Consider the following 19,008-nt stretch of genomic DNA (forward strand, 5'->3'; position numbering starts at 1 on the left):
GAAGCACCTGTATATTCTGCAGGTGTTTCGCTTTTTTATGATTGTACTGAATGTCAAAATCAATACAATATACCATATATCTATTCGCTAATAAACTCAAAAGCTGGTTTCTTGTTTCCACTAGCATCAATAAACCCAAAGTACTTCTGCTTTTGTTTTCTCCAGGGTAGGCTACCGGACACATCGTTGGGTATTTTTATAAAATCGTATAGGGTCCAGGACAAATAATGAATGTCCCTTTTTTGAATATTTTCCTGAAACTTTTGATGATAGATCGCCTGACCTTTTTCTGAATACCCAAATGGATTTAACAAACTTCTATTAGAAGAAATACCAAACTCTTGCAGCACTAGTGGCTTATCAATTTTTTCTGTTAGTTTATTGTATACATTTTCAAAATCCTGCTGTTCTCTATAGTAATGAAAAGACACAAAGTCTACCTTATCTTTTAATAAGGCTGCCGATTCTGGATCTGACCAACCTATTGTTATCAAATGATTAGGATCAAATACTCGTATCTGGTCGATCATCTCGTCTAACCATGAAAGCACATTTTCTTTTCCTCTCGAATCAAAATCAAGATTAGGTTCATTTTTAATATCCCATGCCAAAATAGCCTTATGATCCTTAAGCGAACGTATGATTTGTTCTGCATGTCGATGCGTCAAAGTCCAATTAAGTACAGAATACTCTCCATAAAAATCAAATAGGGTAACGATCACTTTTATACCTGCTTTTTCTGCACTACTTAGTACCTGTTGTAGCCTATTTACTTTTGTAGAATTAACTGTTTCTTTTCCGAAATCTTCATAGGACACAAAAATTCGAATGGTATTCAGTCCTGCTTTTTTAATAATCTCAAAATCCTTTTGGATCACCGTAGTATCAAAATAATCTCCAAACATATCCCAGGGAGTTTGCTGAGGGTAATAATTAATACCTTTTATCTGAAATTCTTTTTCATCAACATATATGTTATCACCAACTACTTTTGCCTGCGTTGACAGTCGTTGAGTACTATCTAAAATTTCGTTTTTATTCTTTTTGACCATATGACGAATTCTCCAAAACCCATCTTCTAGCATTAGCATAACTTGATAGTTTGATCGTGTTTTATTTTCGACCAAAACGACATCTTCTTTATAGGTTCTTTGATACTCTTTTACCCCTATATCAGAAATAACAACCAACTGTCCATCTGCACTATAAAAATCCAAATGTAAATTATGGTTAATGGTGGTTCCGTGTATTGTGACATTTTCTTTTTTGTTAAACAACATCGTTTTATAGATATTTTTTCTCGCACTTTTTGTAAAGTAATCAGCGACTCCATCAATAGTATTCATTTGGTATGCAATATTTCGCACATACCAAGCATTGAGATAATCTCGCTTAATATCTAGTAGTGTTTGTTTCTCTATTGGCCGCCCAGGATTAATCGTATCGTTCCAACTTGTTTTAGGAAAATAGACTGGTTTTTTATTTAGTGTAAGATGTAACATTGCTGTTCGATCTGCTCCTGTATTAAGATAAGATAATGCCTGACCTATCCCAAAAAGCATAACAATTACTAATCCTATAAATGAAATAATAATAAAAGACCTGTATATATTTCTATTCCACTTTATCATTGTATAACAATATTATCATACTCTTTATGAACTCCCATAGATCCTATCTTAAAACTATAATTGCCTGCACCAAAGAATCCCTCTTCTAATAAAAACCGAACCATTCCTCTGGATGAACTTTCAGATTTCGTTTCTATTTTTTTGTTACCTCTATAAATATCTAATTTTACCATAGCGCCGTCTGGTATTAATTGTCCCATAAAACTTTTTAATGGTCCTACTATAATTTCTCGATTACCCTTACCAAAGTTGACATCAAAATCCTCTAGAACCTTGGCAAATGACAAAGATAATTTGTCACTTTCTCCCATACCATAAACGTAGGCTTTGACCTCCCATGTGTCTTCATGATCAGGGTGTAACATTTTCGCGACTGCAGAGCCATTAATTATAGTCCCTTGGGTATGTAATAATTTACCGCTTGAATTTTTAACTATGAAATTAACCATTGTACCATCACTAATACTATTGCCGTATTGATCGTTTACTATTGATGTTTTAAAATTGATCACTTGGTTACCATCGGCATACCTATGTTTGCGCATATAGCTTATTGTAAAATCCTCAGGAAATGCAGGAAAAACTTTTATTGCATGCTCTTTAGAATATGTTTCCTTAACCTGAGATGACAACAGTAATTGACCGGACTCTTCATACGAGAATATTTGCTCCCAACCCAACATATCTTTACTACTAACTTGTCTCTCATTTACTATATCCAAAAACTGGTGTTTTAGAATAACTGCAGTACTATCTGGTAGCGGATTATCATACGTATCTGTAGGTACAACAACATGCATTGTATAATCATTCCCTCCTGCAATAATACTAGGCGGACCAATATAAGATTCTAATTGTACAGGAGTTGTAGTATTTGCTTCTATAAAAAACTGAGATTGGTATATGTTTTTTGATTCATAAAATAAGGTATAAGACACCATACCTTTCTTATTAACTATAAATTCAGGAATACTGAATTTTGGTTTATCTAATAAGTCAGAAGAAATTAGGACAGTACCATAAGAGTAGTGCAGTAATAGCTCTGTAAAAACCTGTGCATTGAGTTCAAATGTTAATTGTATCTCATTACCTGCCTTAAATACGGTTTCCTTAGTTACTAATTTTGCAGTTACTGATTCTTCTGTTTTTAGAAAATTAGTAAAGGCAGCACTTAACACGTACAATATTAATAGTGCAACAAATAAAAATATGGTATATACTGCTTTTATCTTCATTAATTAGGTGCTCCTATATAGGTATTGATTTCTAACTTAACATATGCGAACCCTTTTCCTTGAACGGGTATCAGAGGGACTAACCTATGATCGCTTATTCGATTAGGAACTACTTTTTGACTAATCACTGTATTTGATAACCCATTAACAAAAACAGCACTCATATCCTTATCTATCTCACAAACTTCTGACAAATCCATTAAGTTATGGGTAAAATACTGTTTTCGTTGTTGACGAATTCCTTCAGAAATATATTGATGATCTACCCAAATTAATTCTTCATTCTCATTATAGTATGAAACTAATAACATAGGGATGGTTACCTCTTGTAGTCCTGAATTAAACAACACTCCATGAATTTGTTGATTTTGTATAGTCAAATCATTAATGACTACACCTTTATATAAATCTACTGTAGCTACATTTCCTGCACATTGCAGATTAAATGTATTGGGAGTCTCTTTAAAATCTATTGCTGTAAATTGATCAGGATCAAATGTTTCTGGCTTACGTTCTTCATGATTCACCCATGCAATCCCCTCAAAATCAATACGAAAACTTGTGATTTCTTTTGGAATTAATTTATGCTTCATTTGATGTTTAACATTGTATTTTGCCAATTCCTTGCTTTCTCGATCATACAAAGTGCCTGTAATAACGACATCCGCAGGTACATTATCGATATTTTGCACCTCCCCTATTATCATATATTGATTATTATTTTCTATTATTTTGGCCGATAACACCTCTAAGACTGGTTGTTTTAGAACATCCTCATGATATGTTTGTTCTGAAGTAATTCTTCGTCTACCATGGTTATAAAACTTGGTGGTGTTTTCTGCTAATAATTGGTCTGGTGGTATGTCTAAATCATAAGCTCTGGGTTTTAGAAACCATTTATTATTTCTTCTTACCAACTCATGATAAAAGACCTTATCAATTGCTTCTAGAGCTGTTATCCAACGTGTAAACACCTGAGTTTTTGCTGTACTATCTGTTTGCGCAACCACATGCACTTTAATTTGGTCTAATTTCGAATACGAACTCAATAAACCATCAGTCACAGAAACTTCTAACATATATTGATCAAGGGTCTTATCACTATACGGATCGAGGTATGAATGCGCTCTTACGAATTCTTTAAAATCCAACGCATCATAATATGCTTTGGCAACGTTTACCGGACTTAACTGTTTTTCATTTTTAATATAAAACAGATACGAGCCATATCCTATACTAATAATCAAAAAGACAGACCATATTGATAAAGACTTTACAACTGTACCATTAAAACGATTATAGGCAATCCCAAACTTAAAATATACAGGAAAAGTTTTATTTCTTGACTTGAGACCATGTATCCATATCAATTGTATATTGATAATAAAAGCAATCAATACTGTACCTATAGGAATCAAACCCCACATTAGCTTTTGAAACGTAGCCACTTCTTCTTTTGGTAAGATGGTAGATACAGGTGGTACATTAAGCTTTTCCCAAACCATAATTCCATTTTCTAATTGCCGAAGTCTTTGCCATCCGCAGAAATACAAAATCGGATCATAGAACTTATCATTAGAAAACACATATTTGAGATTATATTTTTCGGGTACTGTAAGAAATTGCTGTAAAGAACCTATACCCTCTATCCCTCTATATTTTGAATTTTCTAGGCGTTCGACAGCTCTCGTAGTAAGTTCAGGAAGCCTTCTGGCGGAATGATAATTACCATCTACAGTCATAGCTTTTGTTTGTGCAGAAAGCCAGGCCATCTGGTCTCCAAAACCTAAAGGAAGAAACCTCCATTTATCATGCTGATCTTGACTTAAAAAATTAAGTATTGGCAACATTTTTATTTTTTGGGGCTGAGAGGGTCTAAAATACCCCAAATTCATAGTAAAGAACGTCATAAACACTACTCCCGTCATAAGTAATCCCCCTAAAATCTTGTGTACAATACCTCCGTACTTTTCTCTAATTTTTTGTTTTAAATCTCCCTCTACAAAGCGATATGCAAATTCTCCAAACATTGGCAATGCCATCATAGATCCCCACAAAGTAAATCTATCTAAAGTAAGAATATTAAATGCACTCTCTCCCAACATCATTCTTGGGAACGGTGTGGTACCACCAGTTCCTAAAATAGTAAGTAAAGTAATCGACAATCCGAAAAATAAATATCGTTTACTAAAAAAGCGATACCAGATATAAGGCATTACAAATAGTAAAATACCCCACGGAATTAAAAAGAACACTAATCCCGACGAGGTAACCTCTAAAAAATTGTCTCTAGAACCATGAGGGATCGGTACTTGGGTGATAGGATTATTCTTTGTATTAATCCAATACGGTAGGATACATATAATAATTAGGAGAAGGGATCCTATACCAAAAACGACAATTCTTCTAAAAAGAGATAGAAATGTTTTTAAAAAAAGTAAAAACCGTATTTCTTTATATGAACCTGCTTTTTCTCTAGAGACATCCATTAAAACAGTTCCTATTAATGGAAAAATAAAAAAGACCATTCCAAAAATTGGAGTAACATGATGAGAAGTTACCGTCACGGCAAGAAGGCTTAAACTATTCAGCAGATACTTGTATTTGCCTATTTTGAGCCATAAATAGATTTCTGGTAAGGCGTGCATTAATACAGAAAGTCCTATAATACTAGGTAATTGCCCAAAAATATGTAGCGTTTCTGCAAAAGCTGAAGAAAACACCCCAAATAACGCGGCATATCCAGCTACCTGTCTATTAGATGTAAGAACCAAAGCAAAACGATATACTCCTGTGATAAAAAGAATAATGGCAATAATAGCCACTGTAAACATTCCGAACTTTAATCCTCCTACATAAGATAATAATGCAATACTCTGATGTACTAAGGGAGGATACCCCATGACTGTAAATCCCGTATACCAACTATAATCCCACGGATCGAACCAACTATCGGCATAATGGTTTCCAAAAAAAAGATGAATAAGTGCATCATATGTTGACTCAAGCGTAAAAAAAATGGTGATTCCATGAAAAATCACCCCAATGAGCAATGCACTGATCAAATACTTATTTGTGGTTTTATCCATAAAAGCTCGCCGTAGTTTATTCATAAATATACAACAAAGGTTTAATACCCTTTTATTCGAATATAATTTTAAAGCCAATCGACCTTTTTCGATAACAAGTATCGACGAATGGTATGTCTTTCGATAAAAACACTTCATCTAAACGAATGTACAAGTGATCGAATCTGATGGATTTATGCTAGTAAATGCCGGTATCTTCGGAGTGTAATCCCCAAAATATACTACTATGAAAACTGGAATTATCATACCTTGCTATAACGAAGAGAAAAGATTAAACATAAATGCTTTTGCAAATTTTATACAAAAAGAAAATAGTTTTCATTTATGTTTTGTGAATGATGGCAGCAGTGACAATACGATTAATGTACTAAAAGAGATTCAGTCTAATAATCCATACAAAATCAGCGTAATTGATATCAAAAAGAATTCAGGAAAAGCTGAGGCAGTAAGGGCTGGAGCCAAATATTTTCATAAAAGAGAAGATATAAACCTTATCGGTTTTATGGATGCAGACCTCTCTACTGATTTTAAAGATTTCAAAAATCTTGTAAAAACATTAGAAAAAGATACTAATCTTAGTATGGTATTTGGCTCTAGAGCAAAAGAAACCTCTCAAGGAATTGAAAAAAATGCCATACGAGCACTCTTTTCCAAAATAATCAAAACATTAGTCTTTTTCATTCTTAGATTACCAATAGAAGACACACAGTGTGGGGCTAAAGTATTTAGATCAGAACTTGTCCCTGTAATTTTTAAATCAAACTTCTTTAGTCGTTGGTTATTCGATATCGAAATGTTCCTAAGAATGAAAAAACACTTTGGTAAAGTTATGATTCTAAATAAAATATACGAACAACCTTTACAAAGATGGGTTCATATGGAAGATTCTAAATTAGGAATCAAAGATTCTCTTCAAATCCCTTATAGGTTGTTATCAATCTGGTTTAATTATAGCGTTCTACAGAATCTTAACTATTCGAACACCTATCAAATGACCGAATTAAATACCGAAGTCTTTGAACAACCAATCCATGCCTTAGCTGCATAATAACAAAAGTAAAAGATATACTAATGTCCTCAATACCTAATCTCTAATTATATTTTTTACTAGTATTTTTATATTTCTCCCAAAACATCATTCTTGGAATGATGTTTTCCCTTTTTTGTAAAATAACACGTCATTGCATCTAGCTATTTTCGACAATAATCAACTAATCAACATTTTTTCAAAAAAAAATTAAAAAATAATGTTAAATACATTTAAATAATTACCTCATTTATGTTAAAAAATTAATAAGAATGAGCAATTGATAAAAATTCAACAATACTGTTAATTTATTATGTTTTTATGTAAAATAGCAATTATTTGTTATTGTTTTTTTAATATTTTTGTACGTCACTAAAATTGGTCGACCAATTCAATAGTTGGTTGTCCTTACAAAAACACACACAAGAAACACTAAATTAACAAAAAATGAAAATAGCAAAACTTAAAAAGGGCTTTTTCTTATTTCCTAAATTCAGTAAAATTATTCAAATTTACTTTCTCTTATTAGCGGCAATTTTTCTTTATAATTGTTCTAATGAAGAATTTTCTGAGGATGATATTTTACAAGCAAAAGTGTCCCCTCAATCTGAGCAGCTAGCTATCTCGAATGTATCTGCTTCTGTAGTACAAAACCCGAATATTCCGGAAAATGTACTTGAAGATGGAGACACAAGATGGTCCGGAAAAGGGACATCGGTTGATTTTATTATCGATTTGAGCACTACAGCGCTAATTGATTATATAAAAATTGCCTTTTACAAAGGTGATACCCGAACAGCAAGTTTTGAAATATGGACAAGAACATCTTCATCTGATGAATGGATCCATATTAATTCTAAAACAAGTAGCGGATCCACTACAGATCTAGAAACCTTTGACCTTACGAATACTTCGGCAAAGTTTGTAAAACTTGTTTGTAAAGGCAATAGTTCAAATTCATGGAACAGCATTAATCTATTAGAAGTTTGGGGAACTCCTGAGGAGGACGATAATGGAGGAAGCAACAATGGATATGAGTACCCTTATGAGATTCCAAAATTTAAAGATGCCATTAGCAAGTCTAAACTACAAGCTCCTACAAGTTCTACTGCGGCAACAGCATCACAACTAGAGGCTGGTTATACATCGAACTGGTTTTATGTAGCAGATAATGATAAAATGGCATTTTATCAGACTGGATCAAGCAAAAGAACAGAATTACGTTTCGAAAATAATTGGTATGCCCACAATAGTAATAGAAACGCTCATGCAAACCTAAAAATTATTTCGCAAACAGGAGATCAAACCACCTTTTTACAAATTCATGATGATGCCAATGCAGGAAACGGTCCTAACAAACCATTATTAAGAATGTACAGAAGTATAAGTAAAGGAGATGGAAATCATATCTGGGCGGCTATCAAAACTGATGACGGAGGAAGCACAACTACACATGTAGATTGTGGTGAAATGCCCTCAGGGTATTTTGATTGTGATGTTTCTATTAGCCAAGGATCTATGACTATAAAAATTAATGGAGCTACAAAAACAACAAAAAATATTTCATTCTGGGATTTTCCTAGCTATTGGAAAGCTGGAGTGTATAACCAAAATGATGGTGGCACAACCATATATTTTAATGAACTAGAGTGGTATTAAACAGAAACAACGCCTCTAAAAATTGATCAAATTTATTCAAAAGAGACTTCACCAGGAGTCTCTTTTTTCTGATGATACCTTTTTAAATAAGTACAGATAAAAACTAGAAGACCTGTTCGCCCTATTTTTTTTTAGTAATAATGCTTTGGTATAAGAAAAGAAGCGAGAAGAAACTTTATAAACTCAAATTCAATATATTGAGATGCCTTGTGACCAAGTATTATTAGGCAATATACTTTTAGATCGAATCAATATGTGGATGATTTTGGTCATACTCAATTTTAAGTCTTTGTAGTTTATCAAAAAAAGAAGCATTTTCTTTTTGAGTCTTACTATTTCTAAAATTGACAAAACGACCTTGACCATGAATACTCATTCCTATTGTTTTATAAACATATAATTGATAGTAGGGAATTACCCAAGTAAAATTTCGCAACCCTTTATTTATGGCAACCAAAATACCTTTAGGCCTTAATTCTATATTACCATAATTAAGGTCAGAGACATCATTAAGAATGATTTTCAGGTTTGGACTTACATCATCTATAATCATGCGCTTAGAACCAATACCCTTTAACCTAAGTATTTGAATAAATGTAAATGGAGAACCAACCAAATTATTGATTAATTTCCTGTTTTTTTTATTAGCATATGTGGTTTCTAAAACCATTTGGGTAAAAATCAATTTACATGTACGAAGTAGACTTTTTAAAAAATAAAAACCCGGAAGATCAATATAAGAAGTAAGCGTTGCGATGGTTAAGCAACGCCACTCCCTTAGACCTATAGGTCAGGCATACCTTTTAAACGTTTCTCTATTCTTTGCTTCTTTACTGTAAGAAGTTTCATAACATCCATGATTTCAGGATCCTTGGTTTCCTTATAAACCTCATTCAACGCTAAAATAAGCGCCTTTGCCTCACGAGAAGCTTGAACTCTATCACTCGTGGTCATATTACTCATTTTCATGCTTTCGAATTCCAAAGCTTTTTTTATTAATTCCATAACTGCTTTTTATTTAAAAAATACAAAATGCTGCGCAAATGTATAAAATGTTTAAAGTAAAACAACTTTTATCGCACCTTAAGCATAATAAAAGTGAATTAACTTAATAAAGTTATACAAAAACTAAATGTTTGATATTAAATCCATATAACTCTATAAAGTATACTTATTATACAACTTAAAACTACTTTTACTGTAATGTGTGAATAATTGTAACAAAATGAACTATCAAAAAAGTAAAGCCCTAGAACAGTTTATATGATTGATTGAGTAAACAATCATAAGTTTTGTGATAAAAAATTATGAAATTTATTTCGGATAAAAAAATATTACCCCTCGAAATATTGATATTTATCAAATTTTATGAATCATCAACTATTTGTACTCGGGGTATCTAAACCTCATAAATTATCAATTCGTACAATTAGTATTCATTTCCTACTTTTTTAAAAATTTATATACTATCTTTAGTATAACTATAGCAACGCTGTTTACCGTTAATACTAATTAAAATAGAATTACTTTATTCGCATAAACCTCCTGTAACCTCCTCAATTTTATAAGAACCAAACGTAAGACTCTCAATCTCTGTTTTTTTTTGAAAAATATAAAGCCAACATATATTTTTTACTACTTTTCTTCTTTAGTCGCATTAATAATCGCTACTTTTTTTGATAGAAAATTTTTAGCATTTGCACTACCAGCAATTATTGTATCTATTGGCATTCTGTATGTTCGAAATACTAAAAAAATAAACATCTTCTATATTCTCATTTTGCTGATTCTGGCCATTTTTAATAGTTTAGTCTATTTAGACTTTAAGGCTAATATCCCATATTTACTTATTCTATTGATTGCATACTTTCTACTATGTATGTTAGTCCTGAGAACATTTTTCCCTTCAGAAAAAATAACGTTAAAATCATTCGTATCTCTTTCCTTCGTTATTGGTTCATTTTTGACTATTTATATACTATTCGCTTTTTCTCTATTAATACTCCCGTATATCAAAGATTTTATTGTAATTTTTGTTAGTGCGACCATCTTTTTTTTATGCTATTTCTTAATGTCATATCGAATATATATATCTGATGGATATACAGGAAGTATTAAATTATTGATCATCGCATATCTTATCCTATTTGGGATACCTCTTATTGCTATTAATGAATTATTCTATTATGATAGAATCTTTACAATTCTCATTACGGTTACTCAAATTTTGAGGTACTATATCTTTACCACATTTTTAATAGAAACAAAAAAAACACCAAGTAAAAACCAACAATACCTCTAAAAAAACAGGAACAAAGAATAGGCTTTCTACTTAATTAATTTCTAAAAGAAATCTCATATATATGTATAATATGGGTTAAATATCTTTATTAAAATGAAAGGTCTTCGTATTTTGAGAAACTAATTGATTATACATTTATTAGAGACAGATAATTAAAAACACAATAAATTTGAACGTTTTTAGAAATGTAAATAGCACCAGCCCTTTAGAAAAAAATCGATGAAACAATATATAACAGCATTTATAGATGCCTTTTTAGGTAGTATAGACTGGACTTGGAAATCTATTCTATTTGATGTTTTTTGGTACACCAATTATTTCTGGGGACTCATTATAATTTCCTTGGTGGTTTGGTTACTTGAAATTATTTTTCCCTGGCGAAAAGAACAATCTATAGTTAGAAAAGATTTTTGGTTAGATGGCTTTTATATGTTCTTTAATTTTTTCATTTTCTCTATTGCCATTAGCGGATTTTACAAAGTAATGCAAGTAGCATTTACTAATATAGGAGTCACCCACACTTCGCTAGCCTTAATTGACCCATCAGAATGGCCCATGTGGTTGCAATTACTAACATTTTTTGTAGTACTTGATTTTGTACAATGGTTTACACATACATTATTGCATAAATATTCTTTTTTATGGAAATTCCATAAAGTGCACCATAGTATAAAAGAAATGGGGTTTGCGGGTCACCTGCGATATCATTGGATGGAAAATATCCTATACAAGCCTCTAAAAACCTTTGCTATTATGATATTATTTGGTTTTGAACCCGAACAGGCCTATGTTGTACATTTTTTAGCCATTGCTATTGGCCACATAAATCACTCTAATGTCAAAATCACCTGGGGACCTCTTAAATATGTCATTAACAATCCGGTGATGCACCTATATCATCACTCCTATCATATTCCTAAAGGTACATATGGTGTAAATTTTGGCATCAGTTTAAGTCTCTGGGATTACATTTTCAAAACAAATTATATTCCCGAAGATAGTGGCAAAATTCTATTAGGGTTTCCTGGGGACGAACACTTTCCTAAGGACTTTTTGGGACAAAATACATATGGATTTAGGAAACGTGATAAATGACAGCAATATGCATAAGAATTTCTGTTACACCAATACTCGTTGGTTTATCAAAAGTATAAATTCAATTAGGTTAACTAATAATGATTACTTCTTCTTTGTTACTTTCTTGTGTTTTCTTAGCTACGTTTATAAAATTCTTAATCAAATCATGCAACTTTACTACGTTTGATTTTTTCCATGATCTTTTTGGTCGAAAACTAATTGTAGTTTTAGCACGAGACGCTGTTGGCAAGAACTTTTTATTAATAAAAGACATCTCTTGAGAAGACACAATATTGGTATATTGAAATCCTGTAACCTCTACTTTTACCGTTTCAGGAATTTCTAGAGCAAGTATTTCTACTGAATTACTATTTTGAGATCCATATGAAATAAAAGGAGCACAAAAAATTAGTACGGCAATAAATAGGAAGGTTTTAAGATTTGTCATTTTAGTTGGTTTTAAGCTTGTTGATGGTTTAAAATTAGGTTTAAAACCAAGAATACTATTTTTTTCTTCGACGAATTACATTTTTATATCGATAAACGGTATTTCGTATCCGATAAACGGTTTTACACAATTGATAAAAAACAATCATCAAACGCCAAATACCTCTTTATTAAACTTATACAATTTAACTTAGTCAAAGATTAACACCCTATCTTTTACTAGTCTTTTGCCATGGCGTTTTTCTGAACAGGTAATTAAGTCGACCAAAAAATTAGTAAAGTATGTTAACATAAAAAAGTATATTTTTATTGTATCACCAATATCATTATAAACTTTTGAGTATACTGGTATCAATAGGATAGACACGTTATATGGATCAAATAAAAGTAGGAATTGTTTTATTGGCTGCAGGTAACTCTAGTAGAATGGGAAGCCCCAAACAGCTATTGCGTTTTGGTAACACTACTCTTTTGGGGGTTACAATTGAGAATGCTTTGGCATCAAAAGCAAGTACAATTGCCTGTGTCTTAGGCGCGAATGCAGATATAATTAAAAAATCTATTCTTTCCTATGATATAGAAATTGTAATTAACTCTCAATATTCTAATGGCCTAGGTAGTTCTATTGCCACAGGTGTGACCCACTTGCTACCTCATACTTTGGATGCGGTAGTAGTACTTCTTGCCGATCAACCCTTTATCACTTCAGACTATATCGATATGCTGATAACTTCTGTTGCAAAAGATACGCAATACGTCATCGCCTCTGACTATAATGGTAAAAAAGGAGTTCCCGCAATATTTCCTGAAAAATACTTTGATAAGCTTCTAAAATTAAATAAAGATACCGGAGCAAAAAAAATATTAAATTCTAAAGAAATAAAAGTAAAAACTGTCGCTACAAAACCGAATTTATTAGATATCGACACCCTAAAAGACTATGAATCATTAATAAAAAAATAAAAATTTAATTTGTTTGTTTATCTTTAAAGATACACAAACACTAAAAACAGAAGTATTTGGGTCAATTAACTTCTATTAAAACCAATTAGATCATGAACATTTTTAGTCACATTGAAAATTTCCTAAAAGGCGAAATATGCGAAACTACCATTCTTAGCATTTCTGTTGTCGTATCTCTGCTTGGGTTTGCTTTCTTGATTGTTGATTATTTTTTAAAAGCTGTATTCTAGAAAAAACACTGTTACTATGATACAAACGGCGATACTTAGATCTAGTATATAGTGCGTAATTCATTATAAGCAGGATCTTTTTCGATCATTTGTAATAATTTCTTTTTAGCATCAAATTTCCTTTTTCTGGCACTTCCCAAAGAGCATCCTGTAACATTCGAAATTTCTTTCATTGATCTTCCTTCAAAAAAAAGATGTAATAATTTTCTATTATCAGGACTTAGTCTTTGAAAATGTTTTCTATATAAATGCTCTCGTTCTTGATATTCGATATCCCCTATTATCGAGTCATGTGCTTCTTGTTCTATGCGATTTTGTCCATCAAAAATAAGCAGGTCCTTTTTCCTTAATCGATTTCTCCATACATTTTTACAAATACCATAGAAATAAGTTTTTAAAGCTACCTTTATCACAAAATCTCCTGATTTCAATTTTTGATACAGCACAACCAAAGCATCCTGAAAGACATCTTCTACATCTTCTGAGTTTCCAGAATTATTAACGATATAACCCCTAATATACCGTATGTTATCTCTATAAAAACGAGTCAGTATACGATCATCTCCATTTAGAATCCCTTTTATAATTACTTGCTCTTTGTCTACCATGATACTTAGTTTGTGCATGTTTATGTTTAGTATAGACTCCCTAGATCTATCCCTTACTTTTTTATGACACAAACTTAAATCGACTTAAGAACATCTCCATACAGATTTCTGTATGAGCGAACATTTTTTTTCAAAAAAAACAACGCCAATCTTCTGAAAACCAGAAATAGCAAGACCTAGCGTAGATTCATTTTTTTTGTACTTTCTTCCAAAAAAATTAGAGCAATCCCAGGTCTTTTACAATGGCAATTAAATGTGGTGTATTTCTAGCTTTAAAATCATCAAAAAGCTTACTTACTCTTTTGTCAATATAGCTTTCTCCATTAGGAGATATTTGTAAGTCTTTAAGCTTAACTCGAATTTCTTTTTTTGTAGCACCTTGTGATAATTCCTCTAATAAAATCATATCAAGTTCATCAAGCTGAATCATCATCGACGCTTCTGGGTTGTTAGTAAGCTCTGGCGGATGTACTGTTTTTCCTTCATATACGCCTTGCACGCATTCTATTAATTCTCGTATCGCATGCTGTCCTTTACAGACATATCCGTTTATATTTAGTTTTTCGAATAACATATTGATTTTATCAGGTCTATCTTCCTGAGAGTATACAATGACTTTGATATCAGTTTGTATACTACGAACATTTTTTATCAACGCCTCTCCCGAAGTTATTGTCTGGATATTATGATCCTCTCTAAAGGATAGATCTGTAATCAATAATTGAAATGTGTTCTGGTCATTAAATGCTTTTCTAAATTTTAGATAGGCATCATCACAATACTTAGACTCCTCAATGCATGGGATTCCTATATGCTCGTTGAGCACTTTTATAATACCCTGATTGGCAATCTCATAGTCTTCTGCCACCAAGACTTTTGTAAACATGGTATTAATTTTTTAATTAGGGATTCGTAGTTCGGCTCTAAAACCTTTTTCTTTTTCTGAGTCAAAGATAAGTGTTCCTTCAATAGCTTGAATACGCTTTTCCGTATTGCGCAGTCCATTTTTTGTTTTTAAGCTTTCTGCATCCATCCCCACACCATTATCCGAGTATTTAATGGTCAGGATATTGTCTGTATTAGAAAAGAATAATTTGACCAGGTTTGCCCGACTATGCTTTTGCATATTAGTCATCAATTCTTGTAGTACTCTATATATAGTAATCTTCACGTTTTTATCCATACTATCCCAACCTACCTTATCAAAACCTATGGTAATTAACCGAATCCCATTTTTGGTATAGTTTTGTAACATATTTTTTAATTCTTCTGAGAAGGTTTCATCGGTTTCGAATTCGTTATTCTCGCGAGAGATATCCCGAGCTTTGGCATATGTAGTATTTAATTTATCTTTTATTTGCGGATCATGGGGATCATTTTGGTATTGTAGCATTACCTGAAAAATATCATTCCCCAACTCATCATGCAATCGCTTAGCAATACGTGTTTCGGTTTCATAACTCGCCTGAAACTGTACTATTTTATTTTGTTGACTTAGATACCGAGTGCGTTGTCTAAAAAAGTAAATCGCAAAACCAATGGCGGTGAGTAACAACAATATCCCAAGTAAGTAGACAGTGTTTTGATTGCGCACGGTGGTGATTTTTCTGTTTTTCTCTTCGTTTTCTTTGAGCAAGTTTTCATTCTCGAATCGAGTAGGCGCATAGATCTCCCGAGTCTTTTTACGAAGTTCCATCAGTTTAAGGCTGGCTTCCTTAAAACGTTGATGATCTTCTAGAGAATCTGGATTAAGTTCTGTGATAAGCGTAAGCACCTCTAATTGTGCTTCGTAATCGTTGAAATCTTTTATATGCTCATATGCCTGGTAGGCATGATATTTGGATTTGGCTTTATCTTTATCTCTATAATATTTGGTGAGGTGTATATTACTTGCAAATAAACCAAATTGATCTTCTTCTTCTTGCCTAATGCGAAGTGCTTTTAATAACATTTCTTCACTTTCGCCATTGCTTGGATTTTGAAGGAATTTTGTATACCCAAGGTTACTTAAAACTCTTGTATACATTTGTCCTTGATTTATATTTTTTTCTTTTAATAATTTATTAAGGATACCTATGCTTTCAGCATAACTCCTTCGCTTTGCTAAAATATTGGCTCGAGTATTTTCAAAATATAATACACCTGTTCCTATCTGTTTTCTAATCATAGAATCCTTAGCCAATTGTAATACTTTATTATTCCAAACTAAGGCTTCCTCATAGTTCCCTAATTCCTTAAATGATATTGATATGATATGATACAAACTTGAAAAAAATTTGTACTGGGATGAGTTTTCAAGATATACCAAACCATCCGTTGCCGTCGTTTTACTCGCATTGTGATCTCCCAGTGTAAACTGGATATTTGCCATCGCCATAAGACATCTTCCAGCATTGACACTGTCCTTAATATCTCTACGAACCTTAAAAGATTGATTGTAATACCTAAAGGCTTCTAAATAATTATCTAGCTTTTTGTTATACAGCCCTAATTTATAAAGAGCTCTTCCCATAAAAACACTATCCCTATTTTTTTTTGCCAATTTCAATAACAAATAGGATGCGTCTATCGCTTTTTTAGGATTCCCAGATTGATTCAAGAGCTTCGTTTGCAAAATAAACCCTTTATATTGTAAGGAATCCAAACTCAATTGATCAGCTCCATGTAAAAAATGCTCGAGTGCAATTAGTCTCTTATTTTGATCATTCGAACTTATGGAAGCAACATCATAATACCTATTTAAAGAATCTATCTTTTTTTGAGCAGAATAAGGAACAAGATGATCTTTGGTTTTTTCTGAAGAGCATGAGCTTAACAAAACCAATAGATACCAACCAAAAAAAGAGAGGGATGCAAACGTCGATCGTTTCATCCCTCAAAAGTACTAAATAAAATCATTTCTAATTAATTGTCATCTTCCTCCAAAATTTGGTCTTCTCCTTTTGTGAACGACACCTCTGTATGTAAGGTTTCGTTTTCCTGGACACTATCGTCAGGAGTACAAGAAACAAGGTTGATACCCAAAAGGATTGCTAGTGCTATGTATTTTAAATTTTTCATGTGGTTAATATTTTTGTATTCCAAAGTGTATAGGGTACGCCCATAGGTGTCAACCCCAGATCGGTATGGTATTGCATACCAGTGCCTATGGGAAACCATCGATTGGTTTTCGGGAAAGTGTTATCCTGCTACAGTTGCGATACCCTACTTTCCCCTTGGGGTAGCAGCAAACTGTAGTTTGGATTTTGTGGCGGGTTAATTGTCTTTATTTTCTATTCCATTTTTACGATATATCGCATGATTGCATCCAATTTATTGGTACAAAATTCGGGCTACCTGAAAAAACAATTACGGCTTCAGGAGGCTACAAGCGACTTAAACGTCAACCAAGACAGAAAATAATAGATAATGACAACTAAAACTCTTTAATGATGTAATCAGAGTCTAACAACAATTTATATGTGAAATGATATAAGCAATACAAAAAGTATATGAATGTATATTCTTCCTGGCCTTGTCCTTTCGGGAAGTATAAAACCAAATGTAAAAAACGTATGTCTTACTATTTTGTTATTGAGCGAAAATGCTCAGTGTTATCGCCTATGATCACCTTTTCTATCCCTTAAGAAATAGAACTTTCACAAAAAGTGTCATTAGATTTGATTACTAACTCATTCGGCGTATTAAAGATAAACGGTAACGTCATCTCTATATCACGGCCTATGATTTTAGTTTTCATTATTAGGAGAGGAGTAACAACCGAAGTATACGAATCCTCCCAAAGGATACCGCCAGATACATTGGCTACCAGGTGACTTCTGTCCTCCTGCCCTTTTTTAGAAAATTGATGATACTTCATTGTTTTTTAGTTTTTGTTTTGTTATTAATTATGGTACAAAGATAAGAATAATGCTAGAAATCACAAAGAAAAATTACATTTATTTTATTGATAATCAAATGGTTACATTAAAATAAAGACATAAGAACTCCTGTCCGTCTTATTACGGAAATCGGATATTTCAGCAATCATCTAGTTTTCTGATGCTTACTTTTCCTATACTATTTTTCATATGTTATTCATCATTTATTCATTCACTTTAAAAAAATTATTGTTTTTATCGAATCACAGGCTTTATTGGGGTATTCAAACCAGGTTCATTACTATTCATTTACTTAACATCAAAAAAAAGCGCCCAATTTCTTGGACGCTTTCTGTTTATATGAGTTTTCTAATTTATATCATTCCAAAAAATGATTAAAATAGTTACATAGCGTCCTTTTTTGTCCGGATGTTTCTATAATCCATCGACAATCACATGGATTGTATAGAGATGGTACTACGGTATGTAATCTACTTTGTTTCATTTTAAATATCTGTGGGACAAATATCCGAAATTTTAGGATTATTTCCTAAAATAATGTTAAATAAAACATTGCATTACATAAGGTTAAGGCTATATAATCTGGACAAGAAATAAGTGACGTTGTAAAAAATAGAATTTGGTAAGGTACCGAGGTATTTGCTTTATAAACATAGATCAATTGGTTTGGTTAAAGACCAAATGTATGGTAGTAGCATTTCATAAGAAATAATGACCGAGGGAAGTAGTATCCTGAGTGAGGGAAGTAGTAATTCTTATAAGTAATCAATATTATGATCCATTTTGATAATAGTAACCAAAAACCTGCAGAAAAGTTTATTTCTATAGGTTGACACTATCCCGCAAAGTGTGTAATTAA

At 32.2% G+C, this 19,008-nt stretch carries 16 protein-coding genes; 5 read left to right on the top strand and 11 right to left on the bottom strand.

Annotated features, from left to right (window positions below; all coding sequences use genetic code 11):
* Positions 1–80 precede the first annotated feature (80 nt).
* The 3 genes from DZ60_RS0108200 to DZ60_RS0108210 are packed head-to-tail and all read right to left on the bottom strand — an operon-like array spanning position 81 to position 5,955.
* Positions 81–1,631, bottom strand: a complete 1,551-nt coding sequence (locus tag DZ60_RS0108200) for a cellulase family glycosylhydrolase (RefSeq protein WP_025741607.1) — start codon at positions 1,629–1,631, stop codon at positions 81–83.
* Complete coding sequence (locus DZ60_RS0108205; RefSeq protein WP_025741608.1) at positions 1,628–2,866, bottom strand: hypothetical protein; 1,239 nt, start codon at positions 2,864–2,866, stop codon at positions 1,628–1,630. Before DZ60_RS0108205 ends, DZ60_RS0108200 begins: the two co-directional genes overlap by 4 nt.
* Positions 2,866–5,955 carry a membrane protein gene (locus DZ60_RS0108210; RefSeq protein WP_025741609.1) on the bottom strand — a complete coding sequence of 1,030 codons (3,090 nt, stop codon included), beginning with the start codon at positions 5,953–5,955 and terminating at the stop codon, positions 2,866–2,868. The genes DZ60_RS0108205 and DZ60_RS0108210 overlap by 1 nt, the downstream gene beginning before the upstream one ends.
* Before the next feature lie 226 nt (positions 5,956–6,181).
* On the opposite strand from DZ60_RS0108210, the gene DZ60_RS0108215 reads away from it, so the two are divergent.
* Positions 6,182–7,003: a dolichyl-phosphate beta-glucosyltransferase gene (locus DZ60_RS0108215; protein ID WP_025741610.1), complete on the top strand. Its 822-nt coding sequence runs from the start codon at positions 6,182–6,184 to the stop codon at positions 7,001–7,003.
* Positions 7,004–7,429: 426 nt separating this feature from the next.
* Positions 7,430–8,641: a polysaccharide lyase family 7 protein gene (locus DZ60_RS0108220; protein ID WP_025741611.1), complete on the top strand. Its 1,212-nt coding sequence runs from the start codon at positions 7,430–7,432 to the stop codon at positions 8,639–8,641.
* A 238-nt stretch (positions 8,642–8,879) separates the two neighbouring features.
* Here DZ60_RS0108220 and DZ60_RS0108225 read toward each other — a convergent pair whose 3' ends face one another.
* On the bottom strand, positions 8,880–9,311 hold the full coding sequence (locus tag DZ60_RS0108225; protein WP_025741612.1) for a hypothetical protein: 432 nt from the start codon (positions 9,309–9,311) through the stop codon (positions 8,880–8,882).
* 113 nt (positions 9,312–9,424) lie between these two features.
* Entirely contained in the window at positions 9,425–9,646 is a 222-nt protein-coding gene (locus DZ60_RS0108230) for a hypothetical protein (protein ID WP_025741613.1), read from the bottom strand.
* A gap of 1,066 nt (positions 9,647–10,712) precedes the next feature.
* On the opposite strand from DZ60_RS0108230, the gene DZ60_RS22720 reads away from it, so the two are divergent.
* Both DZ60_RS22720 and DZ60_RS0108240 read left to right on the top strand, forming a co-directional pair.
* Positions 10,713–10,943 carry a hypothetical protein gene (locus DZ60_RS22720; RefSeq protein ID WP_034229120.1) on the top strand — a complete coding sequence of 77 codons (231 nt, stop codon included), beginning with the start codon at positions 10,713–10,715 and terminating at the stop codon, positions 10,941–10,943.
* 219 nt (positions 10,944–11,162) lie between these two features.
* Positions 11,163–12,038 (top strand): sterol desaturase family protein, encoded by an 876-nt coding sequence (locus DZ60_RS0108240; RefSeq protein ID WP_025741614.1) that lies wholly within the window; start codon positions 11,163–11,165, stop codon positions 12,036–12,038.
* Between the two features lie 70 nt (positions 12,039–12,108).
* On the opposite strand, the gene DZ60_RS0108245 is transcribed toward DZ60_RS0108240, so the two are convergent.
* Entirely contained in the window at positions 12,109–12,468 is a 360-nt protein-coding gene (locus tag DZ60_RS0108245; protein WP_025741615.1) for a hypothetical protein, read from the bottom strand.
* A gap of 371 nt (positions 12,469–12,839) precedes the next feature.
* On the opposite strand from DZ60_RS0108245, the gene DZ60_RS0108250 reads away from it, so the two are divergent.
* On the top strand, positions 12,840–13,430 hold the full coding sequence (locus tag DZ60_RS0108250) for a nucleotidyltransferase family protein (protein ID WP_034229122.1): 591 nt from the start codon (positions 12,840–12,842) through the stop codon (positions 13,428–13,430).
* A gap of 271 nt (positions 13,431–13,701) precedes the next feature.
* Here DZ60_RS0108250 and DZ60_RS24130 read toward each other — a convergent pair whose 3' ends face one another.
* The 5 genes from DZ60_RS24130 to DZ60_RS0108275 all read right to left on the bottom strand — a co-directional run bounded on the left by DZ60_RS24130 (position 13,702) and on the right by DZ60_RS0108275 (position 18,127).
* On the bottom strand, positions 13,702–14,286 hold the full coding sequence (locus DZ60_RS24130; protein WP_051477606.1) for an RNA polymerase sigma factor: 585 nt from the start codon (positions 14,284–14,286) through the stop codon (positions 13,702–13,704).
* 199 nt (positions 14,287–14,485) lie between these two features.
* Positions 14,486–15,154: a response regulator transcription factor gene (locus DZ60_RS0108260; RefSeq protein WP_025741618.1), complete on the bottom strand. Its 669-nt coding sequence runs from the start codon at positions 15,152–15,154 to the stop codon at positions 14,486–14,488.
* 12 nt (positions 15,155–15,166) lie between these two features.
* Positions 15,167–17,140 carry an ATP-binding protein gene (locus tag DZ60_RS0108265; protein WP_025741619.1) on the bottom strand — a complete coding sequence of 658 codons (1,974 nt, stop codon included), beginning with the start codon at positions 17,138–17,140 and terminating at the stop codon, positions 15,167–15,169.
* A gap of 32 nt (positions 17,141–17,172) precedes the next feature.
* Positions 17,173–17,328, bottom strand: coding sequence for a hypothetical protein (locus DZ60_RS25100; RefSeq protein WP_161634378.1), 156 nt, complete (start codon positions 17,326–17,328; stop codon positions 17,173–17,175).
* Between the two features lie 562 nt (positions 17,329–17,890).
* Positions 17,891–18,127, bottom strand: a complete 237-nt coding sequence (locus tag DZ60_RS0108275) for a hypothetical protein (RefSeq protein ID WP_025741620.1) — start codon at positions 18,125–18,127, stop codon at positions 17,891–17,893.
* Positions 18,128–19,008 lie beyond the last annotated feature (881 nt).

The organism is Aquimarina pacifica, from assembly GCF_000520955.1.
Lineage (GTDB): Bacteria > Bacteroidota > Bacteroidia > Flavobacteriales > Flavobacteriaceae > Aquimarina > Aquimarina pacifica.